This window comes from Marinobacter sp. (assembly GCF_048259445.1).
Lineage (GTDB): Bacteria > Pseudomonadota > Gammaproteobacteria > Pseudomonadales > Oleiphilaceae > Marinobacter.
This window is the reverse complement of the sequence record NZ_JBLXHQ010000003.1, coordinates 85,229-104,517: the sequence shown is the minus strand read 5'-3', so window position 1 is coordinate 104,517 and position 19,289 is coordinate 85,229. Positions and strand designations below refer to the sequence as shown.

The 19,289-nt window shown below is 52.3% G+C and carries 15 protein-coding genes; 12 read left to right on the top strand and 3 right to left on the bottom strand.

The window, feature by feature from the left end; genetic code table 11:
- The first annotated feature begins 4 nt into the window (after positions 1-4).
- Together ACN0RL_RS03225 and ACN0RL_RS03220 are read left to right on the top strand one after the other, a co-directional pair.
- Entirely contained in the window at positions 5-1,366 is a 1,362-nt protein-coding gene (locus tag ACN0RL_RS03225) for an MBL fold metallo-hydrolase (RefSeq protein WP_417513644.1), read from the top strand.
- Positions 1,363-3,576, top strand: coding sequence for a mechanosensitive ion channel domain-containing protein (locus ACN0RL_RS03220; protein WP_417513642.1), 2,214 nt, complete (start codon positions 1,363-1,365; stop codon positions 3,574-3,576). The genes ACN0RL_RS03225 and ACN0RL_RS03220 overlap by 4 nt, the downstream gene beginning before the upstream one ends.
- Before the next feature lie 85 nt (positions 3,577-3,661).
- On the opposite strand, the gene ACN0RL_RS03215 is transcribed toward ACN0RL_RS03220, so the two are convergent.
- From ACN0RL_RS03215 to ACN0RL_RS03205, 3 genes are all read right to left on the bottom strand, one after another.
- Positions 3,662-4,102 (bottom strand): pilin, encoded by a 441-nt coding sequence (locus ACN0RL_RS03215; protein WP_417513640.1) that lies wholly within the window; start codon positions 4,100-4,102, stop codon positions 3,662-3,664.
- Between the two features lie 296 nt (positions 4,103-4,398).
- Entirely contained in the window at positions 4,399-6,267 is a 1,869-nt protein-coding gene (locus ACN0RL_RS03210; RefSeq protein ID WP_417513638.1) for an O-antigen ligase family protein, read from the bottom strand.
- A 77-nt stretch (positions 6,268-6,344) separates the two neighbouring features.
- Positions 6,345-6,803: a pilin gene (locus ACN0RL_RS03205; protein ID WP_417513636.1), complete on the bottom strand. Its 459-nt coding sequence runs from the start codon at positions 6,801-6,803 to the stop codon at positions 6,345-6,347.
- Between the two features lie 395 nt (positions 6,804-7,198).
- On the opposite strand from ACN0RL_RS03205, the gene pilB reads away from it, so the two are divergent.
- The 10 genes from pilB to ACN0RL_RS03155 all read left to right on the top strand — a co-directional run bounded on the left by pilB (position 7,199) and on the right by ACN0RL_RS03155 (position 19,201).
- A complete protein-coding gene (pilB, locus tag ACN0RL_RS03200; RefSeq protein ID WP_417513634.1) occupies positions 7,199-8,914 on the top strand; it encodes a type IV-A pilus assembly ATPase PilB in 1,716 nt (571 codons plus the stop codon).
- Positions 8,915-8,916: 2 nt separating this feature from the next.
- A complete protein-coding gene (locus ACN0RL_RS03195) occupies positions 8,917-10,137 on the top strand; it encodes a type II secretion system F family protein (protein ID WP_417513632.1) in 1,221 nt (406 codons plus the stop codon).
- A complete protein-coding gene (locus tag ACN0RL_RS03190) occupies positions 10,134-11,003 on the top strand; it encodes a prepilin peptidase (protein ID WP_417513630.1) in 870 nt (289 codons plus the stop codon). The genes ACN0RL_RS03195 and ACN0RL_RS03190 overlap by 4 nt, the downstream gene beginning before the upstream one ends.
- An 8-nt stretch (positions 11,004-11,011) precedes the next feature.
- Positions 11,012-11,611, top strand: coding sequence for a dephospho-CoA kinase (gene coaE / locus ACN0RL_RS03185; protein ID WP_417513628.1), 600 nt, complete (start codon positions 11,012-11,014; stop codon positions 11,609-11,611).
- Positions 11,583-12,704, top strand: coding sequence for a hypothetical protein (locus ACN0RL_RS03180; protein ID WP_417513626.1), 1,122 nt, complete (start codon positions 11,583-11,585; stop codon positions 12,702-12,704). Before coaE ends, ACN0RL_RS03180 begins: the two co-directional genes overlap by 29 nt.
- A gap of 149 nt (positions 12,705-12,853) precedes the next feature.
- Positions 12,854-13,597, top strand: a complete 744-nt coding sequence (tsaA, locus tag ACN0RL_RS03175; protein ID WP_417513624.1) for a tRNA (N6-threonylcarbamoyladenosine(37)-N6)-methyltransferase TrmO — start codon at positions 12,854-12,856, stop codon at positions 13,595-13,597.
- Positions 13,598-13,640: 43 nt separating this feature from the next.
- Positions 13,641-16,001, top strand: coding sequence for a response regulator (locus ACN0RL_RS03170; protein ID WP_417513622.1), 2,361 nt, complete (start codon positions 13,641-13,643; stop codon positions 15,999-16,001).
- Between the two features lie 17 nt (positions 16,002-16,018).
- The gene (gene yacG / locus ACN0RL_RS03165) at positions 16,019-16,207 is read left to right on the top strand and encodes a DNA gyrase inhibitor YacG (RefSeq protein WP_417513620.1); all 189 of its coding nucleotides are present in this window, start codon (positions 16,019-16,021) and stop codon (positions 16,205-16,207) included.
- Positions 16,208-16,330: 123 nt separating this feature from the next.
- A complete protein-coding gene (locus tag ACN0RL_RS03160) occupies positions 16,331-16,891 on the top strand; it encodes a YfaZ family outer membrane protein (protein ID WP_417513618.1) in 561 nt (186 codons plus the stop codon).
- A gap of 120 nt (positions 16,892-17,011) precedes the next feature.
- Entirely contained in the window at positions 17,012-19,201 is a 2,190-nt protein-coding gene (locus ACN0RL_RS03155; RefSeq protein ID WP_417513616.1) for a hypothetical protein, read from the top strand.
- Positions 19,202-19,289 lie beyond the last annotated feature (88 nt).

Sequence of the window (19,289 nt, the reverse complement as noted above, 5' to 3'; positions counted from 1 at the left end):
GTTTATGAAACTTCGCTTCCTCGGTGGTACCGGCACGGTAACCGGCTCACGCTACCTGCTTTCCGACGATAAACACCGTGTGTTGATTGATTGCGGCATGTACCAGGGCGTTAAAACCCTGCGCCGAAGGAACTGGGCCAAGTTTCCTGTAGACCCGGGCACTATTGATGCGGTGGTTTTGACCCACGCCCACATAGACCATACAGGTTACCTGCCCGCGCTGGTCAAAAACGGTTTCAAAGGCAAGGTTTATTGCACCCAGGGCACCTACGATTTGTGCAAGGTGTTACTTCCGGATGCAGGTTATCTGCAGGAAGAGGATGCCAAATACGCTTTTCGCAAGAAATTCTCGAAGCATGAAAACCCGGAACCGCTGTTTACGGTGAAGGATGCCATGGAAGCCCTGAAACACTTTGAACCTCTTCACTACCACGAAACCTTTGAGCCGGTGAAGGGCTTTGAAGTGACCTTCACTCCAGCCGGGCACATTCTGGGATCCTCTTGCGTACATGTTCACCACAAAACGGATGACCGCACAGTGGTATTCAGCGGTGATGTAGGCCGACAGAACGATCCGATCATGCGCCCGCCGGAACCGATCAGCAAAGCCGACGTGCTTGTGTGCGAATCGACCTACGGCGACAGGCTGCACGAGGAAACCGACCCGGAGACCGAGCTGGCAGAGATTATTACCCGCACCGCTGGTCGTGGTGGCATTGTATTGATACCGGCTTTTGCCGTTGGCCGTGCCCAGATGTTGCTCTACGTGATTCACAAGATCATGAAAGAAGGGCGCATTCCCAAACTACCGGTATTCCTCAACAGCCCCATGGCCATTAAAGCCACGGAGATTTTCTGCAAGCACCATAAAGAGCACAAGCTGAGCGCAAGCCAGTGCGAAGTGATCGACAGCCACACCGAGTTCGTCCGCACCGTGGATGAATCCATCAAGCTGGATTCGGCCCGCTACCCCTGCATCATCGTATCCGCCAGCGGCATGGCGAGCGGCGGACGGGTTCTCCACCACCTGAAAACGCTGCTACCAAACCACAGAAACAGTGTCGTCTTTGCGGGCTTTCAGGCACCAGGAACCCGGGGCGATCGGCTGGTGGCAGGCGTGGAGTCGGTAAAAATCCACGGAGAGTATTGGCCCGTAAAAGCCGAAATCCACAACTTGGGCTCCCTCTCAGCTCACGGCGACTATAATGAGATCCTGCAATGGCTCGCGCAGGGCTCCCTTGAGCCCGAAAAAGTGTACGTTACCCACGGCGAGATGCTGGCCAGTGACATAATGCGCAAGCGGATCAATGAAAAGTTTGGATGGGATTCTGAGGTGCCGGATTTGTTTGAAGAGGTTGAGATTTGAGGTTTACCAGACTTTTAATCGCCTTTTTCCTGCTGCTTTTTGCGGTGGGTACGGCTCAGGCTCAACCCTTCACGCTTCCAGGGATACCCGGCCTCTCGGGCGGCTCTTCTGAGCAAACAGATAAAGAAGCCGCCTCGCCCGAGGAGCTTGGGGCGTCTCTTGAGGTAACCATTCAGGCCCTGGAAGATGACGAAAGCCGGCGCGCTCTGCTAGAGCAACTCAAGTCCATACAACAGGGACTTCAAGCAGAATCCTCCCAAACCGCACAGAGGGCCTCCGGTGGTGAGGGCGTACTGGGTGCTCTGGCCGTTTTCTTTGATGAAGCCGCTAATCCGGACATCAACGCAGAAACGCCACTTGGGAAATGGAAAACGAACTTCCAGAATGCCTACAGTGCAGCTGAGAAGCTGCTGGAAGGTGCGTCGTTTCTCGTTGTAATGGAAACCATTGCCGGGTTCCTGGCATGGCTGGTCGCACTGTGGGGCCTCTCACGATTAGCTCGCATGTTATACGCCTGGCGAGACTGGCCCGTAACAATGCCGCGACAGCCCAAAACCTGGATGCTGATCGCGCACATGGCGCGGCGCCTCTTGCCCTGGTTGATTACGTTTACCGCCCTTCTGGTTGGCCTGCCCACATTCGGCATGTCTGCAGGCGCTCAAAGCACTGTTCTTATCCTCGCTTACGCAGCTCTGTGGGCTCGCGGGCTGACATCACTCTTTGATGTAACCATATCTATTTTTTCAAGCGGCCATCGCCAGACAGCCGTTCTTATCCTGCGCCGGCGAATGCTGGTGCCCCTGTTCATTATCGGCGTACTCCTCGCGCTTGAAGATGCACTAGGTACCGCGGAACTCACCTCTCAACTCGGCACGGAGCTCGCCAGCGCGCTTGCCCTCACCTTCAGCATAGCCGCCGCACTCCTGAGCTTTTTCCTCATCGTCAGAAACCGCCGCCCCGTCACTCATTTGATTCGCAATCGCCCCTACAAGCAACGCAAAAATCAGGGTGTTTGGCGAGAAGTCACGGCACTGCTGGCGAGGCTTTGGCATATCCCGATGCTGCTGGCCATCAGCGCATCCGTTGTCGCAGTTTTTGCCAATGGCGGGGAGGCCGATGCGGCTCTGGGTAAGGCAATGGTCTGTGCGCTACTACTTGCGGTAACCCTCGCCATTCAGGGGCTCTTTGGCATTCAGGAGAATAGCCCGAAGCACCAGGCTCTGAGCAAATTCAGCCAAAGGCTGGTGCGCTTTGGTTATCGCTTGCTGCAAACTACTGCGTGGCTGGCGTTCTTTGAACTGGTTTTGCAGATATGGGACCTGTCCCTGTTGGGCGTAGGCGAAAAGCCCCCCATCAGTGCCGGCTTAACCAATAGCCTGATCGGTGTGATTCTCACCTGGTTGATTGCCAGTCTCATCTGGATTTTCGTAGATGAGCTCTTGGAGCGAGCACTGCGCGGTGGAGATCGCAAGAAAAAGATCAACCCGGCAAGGGCGCAGACGATTGTTCCCATTGCCCGGAACACCCTGCTGGTCACGATTATAATAGTCGCCATATTTGTCGGCCTGTCTTCCCTCGGCGTCGACGTAACGCCCCTTCTGGCAGGTGCCGGTATCATCGGCCTGGCCGTCGGTTTTGGCGCCCAGACCCTCGTTCAGGATTTGATCACCGGCCTTTTCATTGTGGTTGAAGACTCCATGTCCGTCGGCGACTTTGTAGAGATCAACAGCTACATAGGAACGGTGGAAGGCTTCAACTTACGCACCGTGCGCATGCGGGATCTCGACGGGGTTGTTCATCACATCACCTTCAGCAAAATCAGCTCCATTCACAACATGTCCCGCCAGTTTGGTATCGCGCTCATCAAAATCCGGATTCCCCGTGAGCTGCCCATTGATGACGCGATCCTTTTGATGGAAGAAACGGCTGAGGAGCTCCGCACACAGCCGGACATGCGCTGGTTAATCTGGTCACCTCTTGAAATGCAGGGGATTCACTCGTTCGAGGAAGGTTGCCCTGTGTTGCGGATGCGGATGCGGACGAAACCTGAGTTTCAGTGGGATGTTTCGAGAGCGTTTAATCTGTTGCTTAAGCGGAATATGGAGGAGCGGTATATTGATGTTGCGGCGCCCAGGATTAGTGTTCAGATGGATGGGGAGGGTGGCTCCAGGTCGCCGTTGATGGAGCGCAAGGCTCCGGGTAATACCTGACTCCGCCTCCGATTCTTGTGCCTAGGACTGCACTACGACCACTAAAACACTAACTGCTGGGCATATCGAAATACAGCATTTAGTTTTACAGGCGGCAGCCAGAAGGCAAATAAGACGTTTCCCACATCGCCGCAACCGCTGTGTTGTCTAGCACACAGCTCCACGCGCCTGAAGGTGTTCGTTCAAACCGCAGAACCAAACCTGTCAAATTTGGGTGTGCATTGCCGCCCATGGTCACTTGAAGCTGCCCTGATCCGTCAGGATTGAGCTTACCTATATTCGTTGCCTGACTTCCATTAGTAAGATCGGAAGGATTATAGCCAATATCGTTATTAGCGACATTCCCACCAGAGCCTACGCGCTCTTCAAACGGGGCTTTATAGGCTGACAATTCGCCTACGGCCCGACTTATCTGTGCTTTGAAGATGTAACCCTGATAGAGAGGTATAGAAACGGCAGCAAGGATGCCGATGATAGCCACGACTATCATCAGTTCTATTAAGGTAAAGCCGGCATTTTTAGTCATCAGCGATCAGGTTCTGGCAGTTGAATTTATACTTTAAAAAGCAATTTCCGAGCCATGACCTGATTGAAGAATGGATTATTGTTTGGAAGGCTTATCTTGCGGCGAGGCTGGGTTTGGCCGTTCCATGTTCAGAGATACCCCCCACCTTAGCTTCTTGGAGGTAACTACCAGACATACGCAAAATAGGTTCTCTACGCTCCAGTGAATACGTCATGATAACCTCTGTTGCGCTCCACTTTATTGAGAAAGCCTAATCGGGTAGGGTTCCAACCACCCTGACAGAGAGGGGGGGCATCTCAATCGGCACTGTCAACCGCAAGTAATGCAGCTTTTTTTCGCCCATTACGAACCCAATAATTCACCCCTTCCATAACACAAGCATCAAAATAAGAATCACTATTCTCACCAAAATCTTTGCTATCCACTAATAGTTTAATTTCTCTTTTTAAGGGCACAATAATATCTGGATATAGTTTTATTGCATTGATAATTTTATGGCATGAATCTTCATAAGCTAAATTAAAAGCAGACAATGATGCCTCTCGAAGCAAAAACAGAGGACGAGGCCGCCAGTCAGCGTACTTAGCAAGCTGCTTAAGGCTTTGCTCGCCACCGGAAACCATTGGAGGAAAACGCAATATAGCAACCATGAGCGCCTTATCACCAATAATCGAGCTATTACTGATATATCCCAACTCCCAAACATCACTAAAATCTGACGTCTTTTCGTACATTATCTTTGTAACCGAATACACATCTTTCGCAACATAAATCCCAAGAGGCGTAAAAATAACAAAAAACAAAACGGCGACAACTCGTGGAAAAAATTTCGACGAAACCGTGAACAAATAAAACTTATCCATTGCGGTAAAAAAAACAACAAACAGGAACAAAAACGGAAAATACCAAAGCGAAAACTCTACCAAACTGTGAGCCAACAAAATAAAAACTATCGAAAAAGGAAAAACAAACTCAGCCCTTCCATTGACACAAAAGATTGATTTATAAAAAACCACCCCTATATATAAAAATAAAAATATTACATATGCCAAACCAAGAAAACCAAACTCGATTAAAAACATAATGAAAATATTGTGAGAATGCCCCCAGAAATTCCCATTCCCCGAAATATTATTTTTAAGCTCTATCCGGTTACTGAATTCACCATATCGCCCCAAACCATTCCCAATCCACAAATTATCAATATCAGAAAACCCAACAACGGTCTTCTTCCATTCCGCAAGCCTGCCTGAGGAGCCCGAACTCAGACGTTTAGCGAGCACCTCCTCAGACGATGTGCGATTTATATATCCTGATTCAACCAACGGGCCTGCAAGCACCGAGTCCAACTTTGGTGCCAACCCATAAAATACAGCCATTAAAATTAAAAGAAGAAGGGGAGTAACATAATGCTCCCTGAGAAAAGGCTTGCCTGATAAATTAACTTTCAAAGCGTAAATTAAAACAGCCAAACTTATTATAACGATAGAGATCATCCATGTTCTACTAGCAGTTAACGCGCCTGCATAGAAAAAGGGCAACACCAGAGCCCAAAACGCCCACCTGTTAATAAATGTTTTTACAAATCTAAAATAAACTAAACTAAGAACACCGAAAGATGATATGAGAGCATGTAAGTTTGGCTGACCAAATGGCCCAATCAGCCTGTCTCCATCATTCAAAATAACCGGGAAAACAACCTTTAATACCCCGTAAAACCTAAGAAAACTTAAGATGATGGAAATAAAGCTTATCCAAAAAACAACCAAAAAAGCAAAATTAACAACTGATGAAATAGAAAACTTATGAACCAAGGTGGAAGTTGACACGGACAACATGAAGACAAACACTATCGAAAGCAAGTAGTGATTATAAGATATCACTATCTCTGGATCAAACACGATAAAGCTTACTAAAAGAAGGAAAAACAACCCCAGTAGAAAGCCTAAAGATCTTGAAACTCCAAATTCTAGGATTTTCCCTTGGAGTAGAGACAAAAAGATCAAGAGAACTGCCGAGAATGCAAGAAAATCTCTAATAAAATCTTGAAAAGGATACAAGCCAATGGGAAATAAAAACGACAATGCCAAAATCAGAAGTGATAGCAAAAAGATCATATCGTGCTCCGGCCATTGAATACTGGGCAAGTTTGCTAATACCGACACCGGCATTCCACCGCAGCTTTGATAAGCGAAAAGGGGGCCGTAATGGCCCCCTCTTTCATCTTCAAGACATGTCGCGATTAGGGAGTGTAAGTACAGCCCGCTGGCGCATAAGAATCTTTAAATGTAGTCAGACTATTACCATCCACTGCGCATGACCACGCGCCATTTGCCGCACGACTCAAGGTGATAGTAGCTGTTGCGATACCCGCACCGGCGTTGTCACCTAAAGTTGCAACCAAATCACCAACGCCACCCGGGAAGTTTGCAGTTGTTGCGGAAGTTTCGGTTGTAAGGTTCGAACCAGTGAAACCAAGATCAGGATAAGTACCAGTCGTAATACCTCGAGTCAGCCTTTCTTCCACCGCCGTTCGAAGCGATGATAATTCACTGTAAGCGCGATTAACCTGCGTACGCGCCGTGTAATCCTGATACTGAGGGATTGCAATAGCCGCCAAAATACCAATGATCGCAACAACGATCATAAGTTCGATCAGCGTAAAACCCTTCTGGGCATGATTGATTTTCATGTTCTTCATATTCGACCTCTATGATTGTCGTTGATCAACTCGAATTGGCCCGGGGCCGGTGGAGCCTTGCCCCGCAACCGGTTTTCTTGAGCCTGGGCAACCTCAAGCATTCCTCATGCCAACTAACAAAAATAGAATCAAAGTATTATCAATCAAGAGCCTACGACACCTCATCACACATAACGCAACATGTCAGCACGATCACTTCAGAGCCGCTCCCCGTCACTCGGTGACAAAATTTGTCACACACCAACCCTTCCTACTCACTTCTTTTTGCCGAACCAATCTCAATTGAAGCCCGCAAACTAACCACACGCCTTTCCAAACACATGCCAGCCATCTAAACTCTGCTTAATAGACAAAACCTTCTTTCAGTCACTTAGACGGCATTCTTTACTCAGTTTATGGCTACTAACCAAAGTAACATCACGCTTACCGGTCTGGCCCGGCGCTTCGTGGATGACGGGCTTCTTGATGAGGCAGTCGCCAAAGATGCCTTTGTTCAGGCTTCTCAAAATCGCATTCCACTGATCACCTATCTTACCCAGAACAAGTTGGCAGATAGCTCCAAACTGGCCTTTTCGGCTGCAATGGAGTTTGGAGTGTCGGTTCTGGACCTCTCGGCATTTCTTCCTGAAATGATGCCCGACAAGGTGGTTGACGAGAAACTGGTGAGAAAGCATAACGCCCTTCCTTTATACAAGAGGGGCAACAGGCTTTTCATTGCGGTGTCTGATCCCACGAACATTCAGGCGCTGGATGAAATCAAGTTCAACACCGGTCTGAGCACCGACCCTATTCTGGTTGATGACGCCAAGCTCCGTGAAGCTATCGACAAGTACCTGGAGTCTCATGACACCAGCATGGGGGATCTGGACGATGCGGATCTGGAAGGCGTCGAAACCGAGGGAGGCGAGCAGGAAGATGACGGGGCTGTTACTGCAAGCGATGTAGATGACGCGCCCATTGTAAAATATGTTAACAAGATGCTTTTGGACGCCATTCGCGGCGGCGCTTCGGATGTGCATTTTGAACCTTACGAAAAAATCTACAGGGTTCGATACCGGACAGACGGCATTTTGAAAGAGATGTCGCGGCCCTCCATTAAGCTGGCACCAAAAATTTCTGCACGTGTAAAGATCATGGCGCAGCTGGATATTTCCGAGCGGCGCGTTCCCCAGGATGGCCGGATCAAGATGAAGCTATCCAAAACCAAAGCCATTGATTTCCGGGTTAACACCCTCCCAACACTTTGGGGGGAGAAGATCGTTCTTCGGATTCTGGATCCCAGCCAGGCCAAGCTCGGCATTGATGCGCTGGGCTACGAGGAGGATCAGAAGAAGCTGTACATGGATGCGCTTGCGCAGCCGCAGGGTATGATTCTGGTTACAGGCCCTACGGGCTCAGGTAAAACCGTTTCGCTCTATACCGGGCTGAACATTCTGAATACGGCGGATATCAACATCTCCACGGCGGAGGACCCGGCAGAAATCAACCTGGAAGGTATCAATCAGGTTAACGTGAACAACAGGGTTGGCCTTGGATTCGCGGAAGCGCTGCGGGCTTTTCTCCGACAGGACCCGGATGTGATCATGGTGGGTGAGATTCGAGACCTTGAAACCGCCAACATTGCAATTAAAGCAGCGCAGACCGGTCACCTGGTTCTATCTACCCTGCACACCAACAGTGCGGCGGAAACACTCACTCGGATGATGAACATGGGTGTGCCTGCGTTTAACATTGCCACGTCTGTAAGCCTGATTATTGCCCAGCGGCTTGGCCGACGCCTTTGCAGTGCGTGTAAACAACCCGGCGACGTTCCAAAAGACGTACTTTTGACCGAAGGGTTCACACAGGAACAAATTGATACAGGCTTCAAGTTGTACCACCCCAAGGGCTGTGATAAATGCAATGGAGGATATAAAGGTCGCGTCGGTATTTACGAGGTGGTCAAGGTTACGAGTAAGCTGGCGAGCATGATTATGGAAGAAGCCAGCTCCATTAAAATTGCACAGCAGGCTGAGGCCGAAGGCTTCCGGAATTTACGCCAATCAGCACTTATGAAAGTGATCGAGGGTGTAACCAGTCTTGAGGAAGCCAACCGCGTGACGAAGGATTAAGCATGGCAGAGAAAGCGCAAAAGCTGGAATCGTATATCTGGGAAGGAAAAGACCGGAGAGGTAATAAGTCCAAGGGCGAGCTTACCGGCTCCAATCTTGCCTTGGTAAAGGCACAGCTCCGTAAGCAGGGAATTATCCCGGACAAGGTCAAGAAAAAGCCCAAGCCCCTCTTTGGTGGTAGCAAGAAGATCACGCCTTTCGACATCGCCATGCTTACCCGGCAACTGGCGACGATGATGAAAGCGGGTGTACCCCTGGTTCAGAGCTTTGACATTGTTACTGATGGGCTTGAAAACAAAGGGCTGCAAGATCTGGTGATGGCAATCCGGAACGACATTTCATCCGGCACCAGTTTTGCGGGGGCGCTTCGCAAACATCCAAAACACTTTGACAGTCTTTATTGCAACCTGGTGGACTCCGGTGAAAAGGCCGGTGCGCTTGAGAAGATGCTCGACCGTATCGCCACCTATCTTGAGAAGACTGAGCTACTTAAGAAGAAAGTGAAAAAGGCGATGACCTACCCGATTGCGGTCGTTGTCGTAGCTATCGTTGTTACCGCTATTCTCTTGGTAAAAGTTGTTCCCCAGTTTGAAAGTTTGTTCCAGGGCTTTGGAGCAGAACTTCCTGTGTTTACCCAAATGGTTGTGCGACTTTCTGAGTGGATGCAGTCTTGGTGGTTTGTTGTACTACTGGGCATTATGGGAACGATCTTCCTGTTCAAGGAAGCCAACAGGCGCTCACAGAAGTTCTCGGATTTTGTGGATAAATATGTCCTCAAACTGCCTGTCGTCGGTGAAATTCTCGATAAGTCTGCGGTTGCAAAATTCGGCCGGGTTCTGTCGACAACCTTTGCTGCGGGTGTTCCCCTTGTAGATGCCTTGGATTCGGTTGCCGGCGCGACCGGTAACGCGGTTTATCGAGATGCCATTCAACGCATCAAGAGCGATGTTTCCAGCGGTACTCAGTTGCAGGCCTCCATGCGGGAGCAGGACATTTTTCCGGTGATGGCTGTGCAGTTGACGGCTATCGGTGAGGAGTCCGGCAATCTGGACGAGATGCTGGAGAAGGTGGCTGAACACTATGAGGGTGTGGTAGATGACATGGTGGATAACCTTACTGCGCTGATGGAGCCAATGATCATGTCGGTTCTGGGTGTGCTTGTGGGTGGTTTGATCATTGCCATGTACTTGCCGATATTTCAGATGGGGCAGGTTGTTGGGTGATAGATTTCTTCCTCTCAACTCCCTGGCTTTTGTACCTCACTGTCATATTCGTCTCCCTATGCATCGGTAGCTTCCTGAACGTTGTTATTCTTCGTCTGCCAAAAATGATGCATCAGGATTGGCGCTGTCAGTGCGAGGCGTTTCTTGAGATTCCGGAAGCGCAGCACAAGCAGGAAGAGCGTGTAACACTTTCGAGCCCGGCTTCTACCTGTCCTTCCTGTGGCCATAAAATCCGGGCCTGGGAGAACATTCCGGTTATCAGCTATCTGTTTCTCGGCGGAAAGTGTGCTGGCTGTAAGGCCCATATCTCTATTCGTTACCCGGTGATTGAGGCGGTAACCGCTCTGTTTTCTGTGATCACTTTAGTGGTTGGGGGCCCTTCAGAATCGACATTGCTGGCGCTGCTGCTGGTGTGGGCACTGGTAGCCCTGACCGTAATCGATTTCGACACTCAGCTTTTGCCAGACAGTATCACCCTGCCCTTGATGTGGCTCGGATTGGTGTTGAGCTATTTCGGGTATCTCGGCGATTTTAACAGCGCCTTCCTCGGCGCAGTTTTTGGTTACCTTTCCCTCTGGTCTGTTTACTGGGTGTTCAAACTGGCGACTGGCAAAGAAGGCATGGGGCACGGCGATTTCAAGCTGCTGGCCGCCTTGGGCGCCTGGCTGGGCTGGGAATTGTTGCCCGCTGTGATTCTGTTGTCGTCGGTTGTGGGTGCCGTTGTGGGTATCAGCCTGATGGTTTTCAAGAAACATGGGCGTGAAGTACCTATCCCATTTGGGCCTTACCTGGCGGCTGCCGGGTTGCTGTGTTTGTGGTTTGGCGTTGAGATCCAGGAATTCTGGTATGGATTTTTAGGGATTTGACGAATCAGATGATCATTATCGGTGTTACAGGTGGTATCGGATCGGGCAAGTCCACGGTCGCTCGTCAGTTTGGCGCTTTGGGCGTGCATTGGGTGGATGCAGACGATGTGGCCCGGGAAGTGGTTGAGCCGGGCATGCCTGCGCTGGCAGCTATTGCTGATCACTTCGGGCAGGACATTCTCACGCCAGACGGAGCGCTCGACAGAACACGCCTTCGGCAGATTGTGTTTGAGCAGCCGGAGCAGCGTTTGTGGCTTGAAGGTCTGTTGCATCCGATCATTCGTGAAGAGCTGATTCGGCAGCTATACCCCTCCGATTATACTTTGCCTTATGTTCTGCTAGTGTCTCCCCTGCTGCTTGAAACCGACCAGCACAAACTGGTTGAAAAAGTGCTGGTGGTGGATGTTCCAGTGGATATACAGATTGATCGCACCATGACCCGGGACACCAACTCCCGCGAGCAGGTTGAGCGTATTATTGCAGCTCAGATGCCACGCGAGCAGCGAGTTTCCAGAGCGGATGCTGTTATTGATAACAACCAGCCCACAGAAAAAGTTGCAGCTGAGGTTCGCGCATTGCATGAAAGGTTCATGGTGGACTTTGGCTGATCTGTTCCGTTTGAGGCTCGGTTCGTCTTTTGTCCGAACCGTTACAGCACTGCTCTTTTTGTTCAGCACGCACAGCCACGGCATTGAGCCGGTGTTCAAGGTTCAGGAGTATTCGATACCCGATATCCTGACCCCGGAGAAGCTGCCAATCTCGTTCTACACATTTGAGCCGGATGAGTACTGGGCAGAGCCAAAAGACTCCTACTGGATGGGCTTCAGTAACTTCATTCTGCGCCAGGAGCGTATCCAGGGCCCCAAAGTGCAATCCCTTGGCAACTGGGCCGACCGGACGCTCTCCGGAGAAACCCGTAATCTCCCGAACAACGAAAGCTACCTGCGCCTTGGTTTCGCCACCGAATCCGAATACGGCGACCCGGCCCAATTTGAACCGGAAGCCCGGTTCCGGCTGGATATACCCACCACAAAGCGAAAACTGCGCCTGGTTATCGAAAGTGAAAGCGACGAGCTTATTCCTTTGGAAGAACGCCAGCGCGACCGGCAACTGACGGAAGCAGACCGAACAACAGGCACTGCGACCGGTGCCTTTCGGTATCTCTCGCAGATCGGAGACGCGATCAACCTTTCTAACGACATAGGCGCCAAACTGCGCTTTCCACCGGATGCCTTCTGGCGTGCTACAGCAGAGAAGCGCTGGAATGCGGATGCCGACTGGGCCTTCAGAGCACAGCAGCGGTTTTATTATTACCACCAGGAAGGCTGGGGTGCCCGCACCTGGTTCAGCGCCAGCCGGGATGTTGGCAATGGCTGGCGGTTCTGGTCTTCTTCGGAGCTTGAATGGGTGCACAGCGACAGCGAATTTGTGGCTTCGCAGACGTTCAGTACGTTTAAGCGCATCAATAATCGATCAACCGTGAACCCTCGCGTAGGTGTTCTGGGTGAGAGCAAACCAAACTGGCGGACAACCTCGGCGTTCGTTGACCTTACCTGGCGTTACAGGCTCCACAGCGACTGGCTGTTTGCAGAGCTCATTCCGGCGCTGACTTTTCCGAGAGAAAAGAGCTTTAAAGACCAGGGTTCCGTTCTTTTTCGCGTAGAAATGTTCTTTTCGGGTAGCATTAACCCTGATTTCTGACTCCAGAGCCTGAGGAGGTCTGCAAGCGGGGCCTTCCGGGAATGTCGGAGGCCATGGATGGCCGGAGTCAAGCGCACATGGATGTGCTTGTAGCGGTTCCCGGAAGGCCCCGCTTGCAGGCCTCAACCACGGAGTATGAATGAGGACCCATGCCCAGACACCCGTCAATACCATCCGAAGAAGCTCTGGCACTGCAACCCATTGCCATCACCAGCTCGTGCTTCAAAGACAAATTCGGAGTCCCGCGTCAGCCGGGGCTCACCCGTCACGCCAGAGCAGACCTGATTATACAGCCGCCATATAACCGGGAAGACGCATTCCGTGGCCTGGAAACCGCCAGCAATATCTGGTTAATTTTCCAGTTTCATGAAGCCGTGCGGGCAGAGTGGCGACCGGTGGTTCGGCCACCTCGCCTGGGCGGGAACCAGAAAATGGGTGTATTCGCCAGCCGCTCACCGTTCAGGCCTAACAGTCTCGGACTATCCGTAGTCAGGAACGAGGGGCTTGTAATCAAAGACGGCAAGCTGACCTTGCAGATAAGCGATCACGATCTGATTGATGGCACGCCGATTCTGGATATCAAACCTTATCTGCCGTTTGCGGATTCAGTGCCGGATGCAGCGCTGGGCTGGGCTGAATCGGCTCCTACCGAGCGCCTGGACGTCGTTTTCCTTCCTGAGGCAGAGGCACAGCTTGCCAGCCTGCCCGTAGAGCAGTACCCGGATCTGAAGCTGCTCATTGCCGATGTGGTGAGCTATGACCCCCGCCCTTCCTTTCGCAGAGGGCGCGATGAGGAGCGTATTTACGGGGCGCATCTCTATGATCTGAACGTGCGATTCCGGTTTGTGAATGATCATTCACAGAAACGTGTCGAAGTGCTGACGGTCTGTTAGACTTCCGTGGATGGTTTTGTAGTCGACACAGGGAATTTGTGCCTTGCCTTCAAATCGAATGTTTACGCGCATGGGTATCCGACCGCTCGCAATGCGGCTGCTTGCGTATGTTCTGATATTCAGCCTGGTGCTTTCTCTGGTTGCGACCGGCGTGCAGATGATTGGCGAGTTTGAGCGCCGAAAGTCCGATCTGCAGGAAACCCAGAAACGGGCCGCAGGGCTGGTCTCCGGAGGCATGAGCAACAACATCTGGCTGATGAATTTCAGCGAGGTAGCCAACAGCCTGGATGACATGCGGGCTGTAGAGACGATTGATTACGCCAGCGTTGTAACCTCCTCCGGGGAGCATTTCAGTACCGGGGGCCACCCGGAAGGCCGGGTAATTTCACAAACGTTTCCGCTGGTATTCAACCGCGCTACTTTTCGCGGCCCCGAAAACATGGGCACTCTTACGATTACCTCATCGGTTGAGCAGGTGTATTCCGAGCTTCGCAGCGGCGCTCTGATTAATCTGCTCTTTCAATCGATTGTGGTGATGCTGGGCACGCTGGGGTTGGTGATTATTGTTCGCTTCACCCTCTCCCGTCACCTAGAAACCATGGCCGATTACGCCGCACGGCTGAATCTGGATGCGCTGGTGGACCCGCTGCATCTTAAGCGCAAACCGCCCCGCAATCCCGATGAACTTTCAGAGCTTGAGCAGGCGCTTAACAAGATGCGGCTGCAGATTCTGGAAGACACCCGATCACTCCGGCAAACCACCATTCAATCCCAGGATGAGCGGGATGAAGCAATACGGGCCAACCGCGCAAAAAACCAGTTTCTCGCCAATGTAAGCCATGAGCTGCGCACGCCCCTGCAGTCTGTTCTCGGCTACGCCAACCTGTTAACCGATACGCAGCTGGATCAGGAGCAGAATGAGTACGTCCACACTCTGCTGAGCGCGTCAGAAGGGCTCTCAGCCATCATCAATGATCTGCTGGACATTTCCAGCATGGAAGCGGAAAAGCTTGTACTAGAGGACATTCCTTTCGATTTACGGGAAACCCTCAACGATCTGGTGCACATGCTGGGCGACCGGGCACGGGAGAAGGGGCTGGCACTGGAGTTACGCATTGACGAGGAGCTGCCCTGGGCTCTGAGAGGGGACCCTGTGCGGATTCGTCAGGTTTTACTGAACCTGGTTTCCAACGCTATCAAGTTTACGGATTCCGGGCACGTGTTGATCAGTATTGAAGTGCTGGGGCGCCGGGATGAGAAGGTTCGTCTGCGCCTGGCAGTAGAAGATACGGGCATTGGCATTAACCCGGAAGACATTCCGCTGGTGTATGAGCCCTACGTGCAACTGGGGCAGAGGTTTCAGCGTCAGCTACCCGGTGCCGGGCTGGGGCTGACCATCTGCCGCCAGCTCGTCAACCTGATGCATGGATCTCTGGACCTGGAAAGCCAGCCCGGGGAAGGCTCTACCTTCTGGGTTGAGCTTACCCTGCCCGCAGCGCCGGAGAACACATCCCGAGTACGCCCGGACACGCGCATGTTAAAGGGTAAACGCGTTCTGGTAGCTGATTCTTACGAGCTCTCCCGCAAAATTACTCTGGAAATGCTGTCGCGCCATGATGTCCACATCGAGGCCGTTAAATCCGCCGGGGAGGCACTCACGTCTTTACGACTGGCATTCGACAGTCAGGAGCCGTTTGATGCCATCATTCTCGACGGTTTTTTGCCGGACATGGACAGCGATTTGCTGTGTCGCCAGATTCGGGGTAATCCTTTATGGGCCGATATGCGCCTCCTGATTCTCTCATCCAACCCTCAGCGCGGGGATGCCGAACATTTTCGTCAGGCCGGGTCGGATGCCTTTCTCAGTAAATCCTTGCGGGAATCCTGCCTCACACCGATTCTCAACCAGCTGTTTGAGGACGCCACAAAGCATGAGCGACGTTTTCTCACCCGCTTTTCCCTGCAGGCCAGCGAGGATACTGAAAAGCGCCGGGAACTCACCTCCCGCCGAATGAAGGTGCTGCTGGTTGAGGATAACCCGGTAAATCGTACACTGACCCGCAGGTTGCTGGAGAAACTGGGTTGCGATGTTATGACCGCAAATGATGGCGAGGCTGCATCCAGCCTGTGGCAATGGCATCCATTCGACCTGATATTTATGGATTGTGTAATGCCCCGGATGGACGGTTTTGAGGCCACTCGGCGCCTGCGCGCATGGGAGGCAACCCGGAAACGGTCACGGGTACCGGTCGTTGCGCTTACCGCCAGCGCTATGGAAGAGGATGAAGAGCGTTGCCGCCGGGCCGGGATGGATTCATTTGTTGCCAAGCCTGTCCATATTGAAATGCTGCGGGCTGTTCTGGAACAATACGCCCATGGCACACCTGCAAAAGCCCCTGTTTAACGATTTGAAAGGTCCACATGAACGTAGAATGCCCCACCTGCAAAAAATCCGTAGAATGGTCAGAGTCCAATCCCTCAAGGCCATTCTGTTCAGAACGCTGCAAGCTGATTGATCTTGGCGCCTGGGCCAATGAGGAATATCGGGTTCCGGCGGAAAATGCGTCTCCGGACGATCTTGATCAGGGCGGCGAAACAACGCGCCATTAACTGCACAGACAGTTTCGCGTGGTTCTTGCCATGAGCTTACATGCTTGTAAGTTGTGGTACCCCATTCAGGCCGTTACCATTCGCCCCAATCAGTACGTGCACCGCAATCAAGAAGGTAAAAGAATGAAAGTATCCCGTATTTCCGTGTTGGTTCTTTCTCTGGCCGCTGCGCCTGCGTTCGCCAGCGATCTGGACCTGAGCCTCACCAACGATTCTGTTAAGGGCCAGGTAAACTTCTTCGGCAACAACAACGACCTTCAGCTTGGTGCCGGCTACACCTACCATGAAGGCAGCCGCCATATTGGTAACGTGGATTTTCATGCTCAGGGCCGCACTGCTCTGGGTAACCTGCCTACAACCGCCGGTATTGGCATGCGAGCCATAGGCTGGGATGACGACCGTGTGGATGGCGGCGCAGTGGGTCTGGGTGGTTTTGCTACCGTGAACATTCCGAACGTACCTGGCCTGTCGTTCACAGGTGGCCTGCACTATGCTCCACGAATTCTCTCGTTTGGCGACTCTGAAGAGATGACAAGCGTTGAGCTCCGTGGCAGCTACCGGGTTATCCGCAACGCGGAGCTATTCGCCGGTTACCGGTACCTGAACACCGAACTGGATGCGCCCTACCGGGGTGACATCAATCTGGATGAAGGCATTATGGCCGGCATGAAGATTTTCTTCTAAAACCGTTCAGCGACTTAAAACGGGCGCCCTTCCCCCGGCGCCCGTTTCGTGCCCTTCCTCACGCTTTCCTGAAACCTGCACTGCTAGACTGGCTACCGTTTCTAGCACGGACTGCCAGACATGCGACTGAATCCCGGGTTACTTCTCTTATCTGTTGTTACGCTGATTACCGCCTGTGGCGGTGAAGACGCCATTGAAAGCGTGCGAAGCCAGCCCAACTCCTTTGCCGGCACGAAAAACCCGGTGGACGACTTCAGCTCCGGCAGCACCGGCGATTCTGGCAATACTAACGGCCTGAGCACCAACGAAGTCCGCATTACCCTTGAGGTGCCTGGCAGTCTCGCACCAGACGGCGAGCCAACACGGCGTAACCTGCGCCTTGTTCAGCCAGACGCAATCAGCGTGTACCAGACCAATCGAAACCTGCAAAACCTTGGCTCCGAACCCTATACCACGCGCAAGGACAGCAACGGGTTTACAATAATCAGCTTTCAGAATGGCCAGCCCCAGGGGCCAGACGTCATTATCGAAGCCACGTACGGCAACGCCACATTGCGAGCTCTGGCGGCCGATGCGGACCGGGACATCAAGATCAATCCGTTCTCCGAATATCTGGTGCGCAACACCCTTCCCCGATATACCCCCGGCGAATACCAGGGAATTCTTGACTGTGTGGAAGCCGAAAACAGCTCTCTGTGTCTCAATAAATATGTCTGGCCTGCTCTGGCCGATCAGGTCCACGATTTCGAGATTGATATTCCAACCGGCGCCAGTGTTGCCAGCGCACTGGATGTGCTTTCCCGGCGTGCCGATTTTACCAGCTATGTGGCCTCGATGGCGGACTACGCAATTCTGGACGATCAGTCATCCGGCAAAATCTCTGCAAGTTCGGCGGATTACAATTCGGTTTTCATGGGGATAGAGTTGGGGCAAACATTTCTCGAGGACAGTTTTACCGGATCTGGCCAGTGGGGCATTCGCCTGGGGCGAGAGGAGCAAACCGGCACCGGTTCTGCACCCGCATATCGATACCCGGGGCTTACGCTGGCAAGCTTTGATATTTTCAACGTCAAGGTAACGTCTCTTACCTCACAAATCCCCTACGATCGCAAAACGCTGATTCACAAAAAAGGTAACGACTTCTATGCCCGGGGGGAAGATACCTGGGCTCTGAACACTCACTCCACATCGCCCGGTGCCGCCACCCTGGTTGATGATGCCCGCCTGCTGGCAGGCCGTGCCCTCTATCAGAGCATCACCGATAGAAACAGTGCAAGAACCATAGGCTGGACCCGTAACCCGTACTTTCTGGACGCTTATACCGGAGGCGCCGGCAGCGCCAATACCGGCCCGGATCGCACTTTGACAGGCTATTTCACTGCAGGCAAAGCCATTACCCTAAAATCGGAGAGCGGCAAGCTGAAGCGTAAAGACGAGCTGGAATCTCACTACCTCTCAGCGCTGGAACTCAACCTGCTACGGCAAGAGGGCTTTGATGCCGACGTCCTGAATGGCCGTGATTACAACACGGTTTACCTGACCACACGGTTTTCAGAATCAGCGACACCCATGCAGGTTGAGGCAGGATCCGGCTCATGGCAGATTCGTGCGGGCTCTGGTAACAACTCCATCACTCAGGCTCAGACATTTACCACACTCAGCCGCGACAGTTCAGGCGCAGCCTCCGCAGACACCACAGGAGCCCGTTCTGACAGCTGGATTATAACCCCCCGCACCGCCCTTCTGAGCAGCGGCAACAAGAACATTGGCCGGCTTAATCTCGATGTTAACAACCCGGCAGGTGCTTCCGGAGAGCCGGATCTGGGCGTCGGCGCAAGCGTGCCGGATGGCTCCTTGCTGGCATTCAACCTTGCCGATGCCGCATCGGCAAGCGGTGTAATGGGCGACGGTTTACTCATTGCCGTTGAACAACGTTCGTTAGCGGCACCGGGTACAGGAAAATACCGGGTACAGGGTTTTGTGCTGGGTATTAAAGACAGCTTCAACAGACTCATTCATCTGAACAATGGCGCTCTGGAACTCTCGGGTAATACCGCAAGCCTCGCTAGTGACACGCTTGAAGTGCTCCATTCCGTAAATGACGAAAGCGTCTCTGCGCCGGAATCAGGGCAATTAGCTGCAAACCTGGCATACACTGACGCGGGCAGCGGGCGTATCAGTTTCAGTGCCGGAGATCTTTTGTTGAAAGGTTTTGTGACCGCGGATCAGAGCCAGTTTTTTCTCGTATTCCGGAACGTCGCTGATGGCGAAGAGCAGCTCGGACTTTTGATCGCAACCCGGCTGCCTTGAACCCTCAGGCATCCCTGCCCGTACAACCTGTTATAATTATCAACACGTATCCCTGGGTTGAAGGCCTGCCGGGCACAGAGACAGGTTG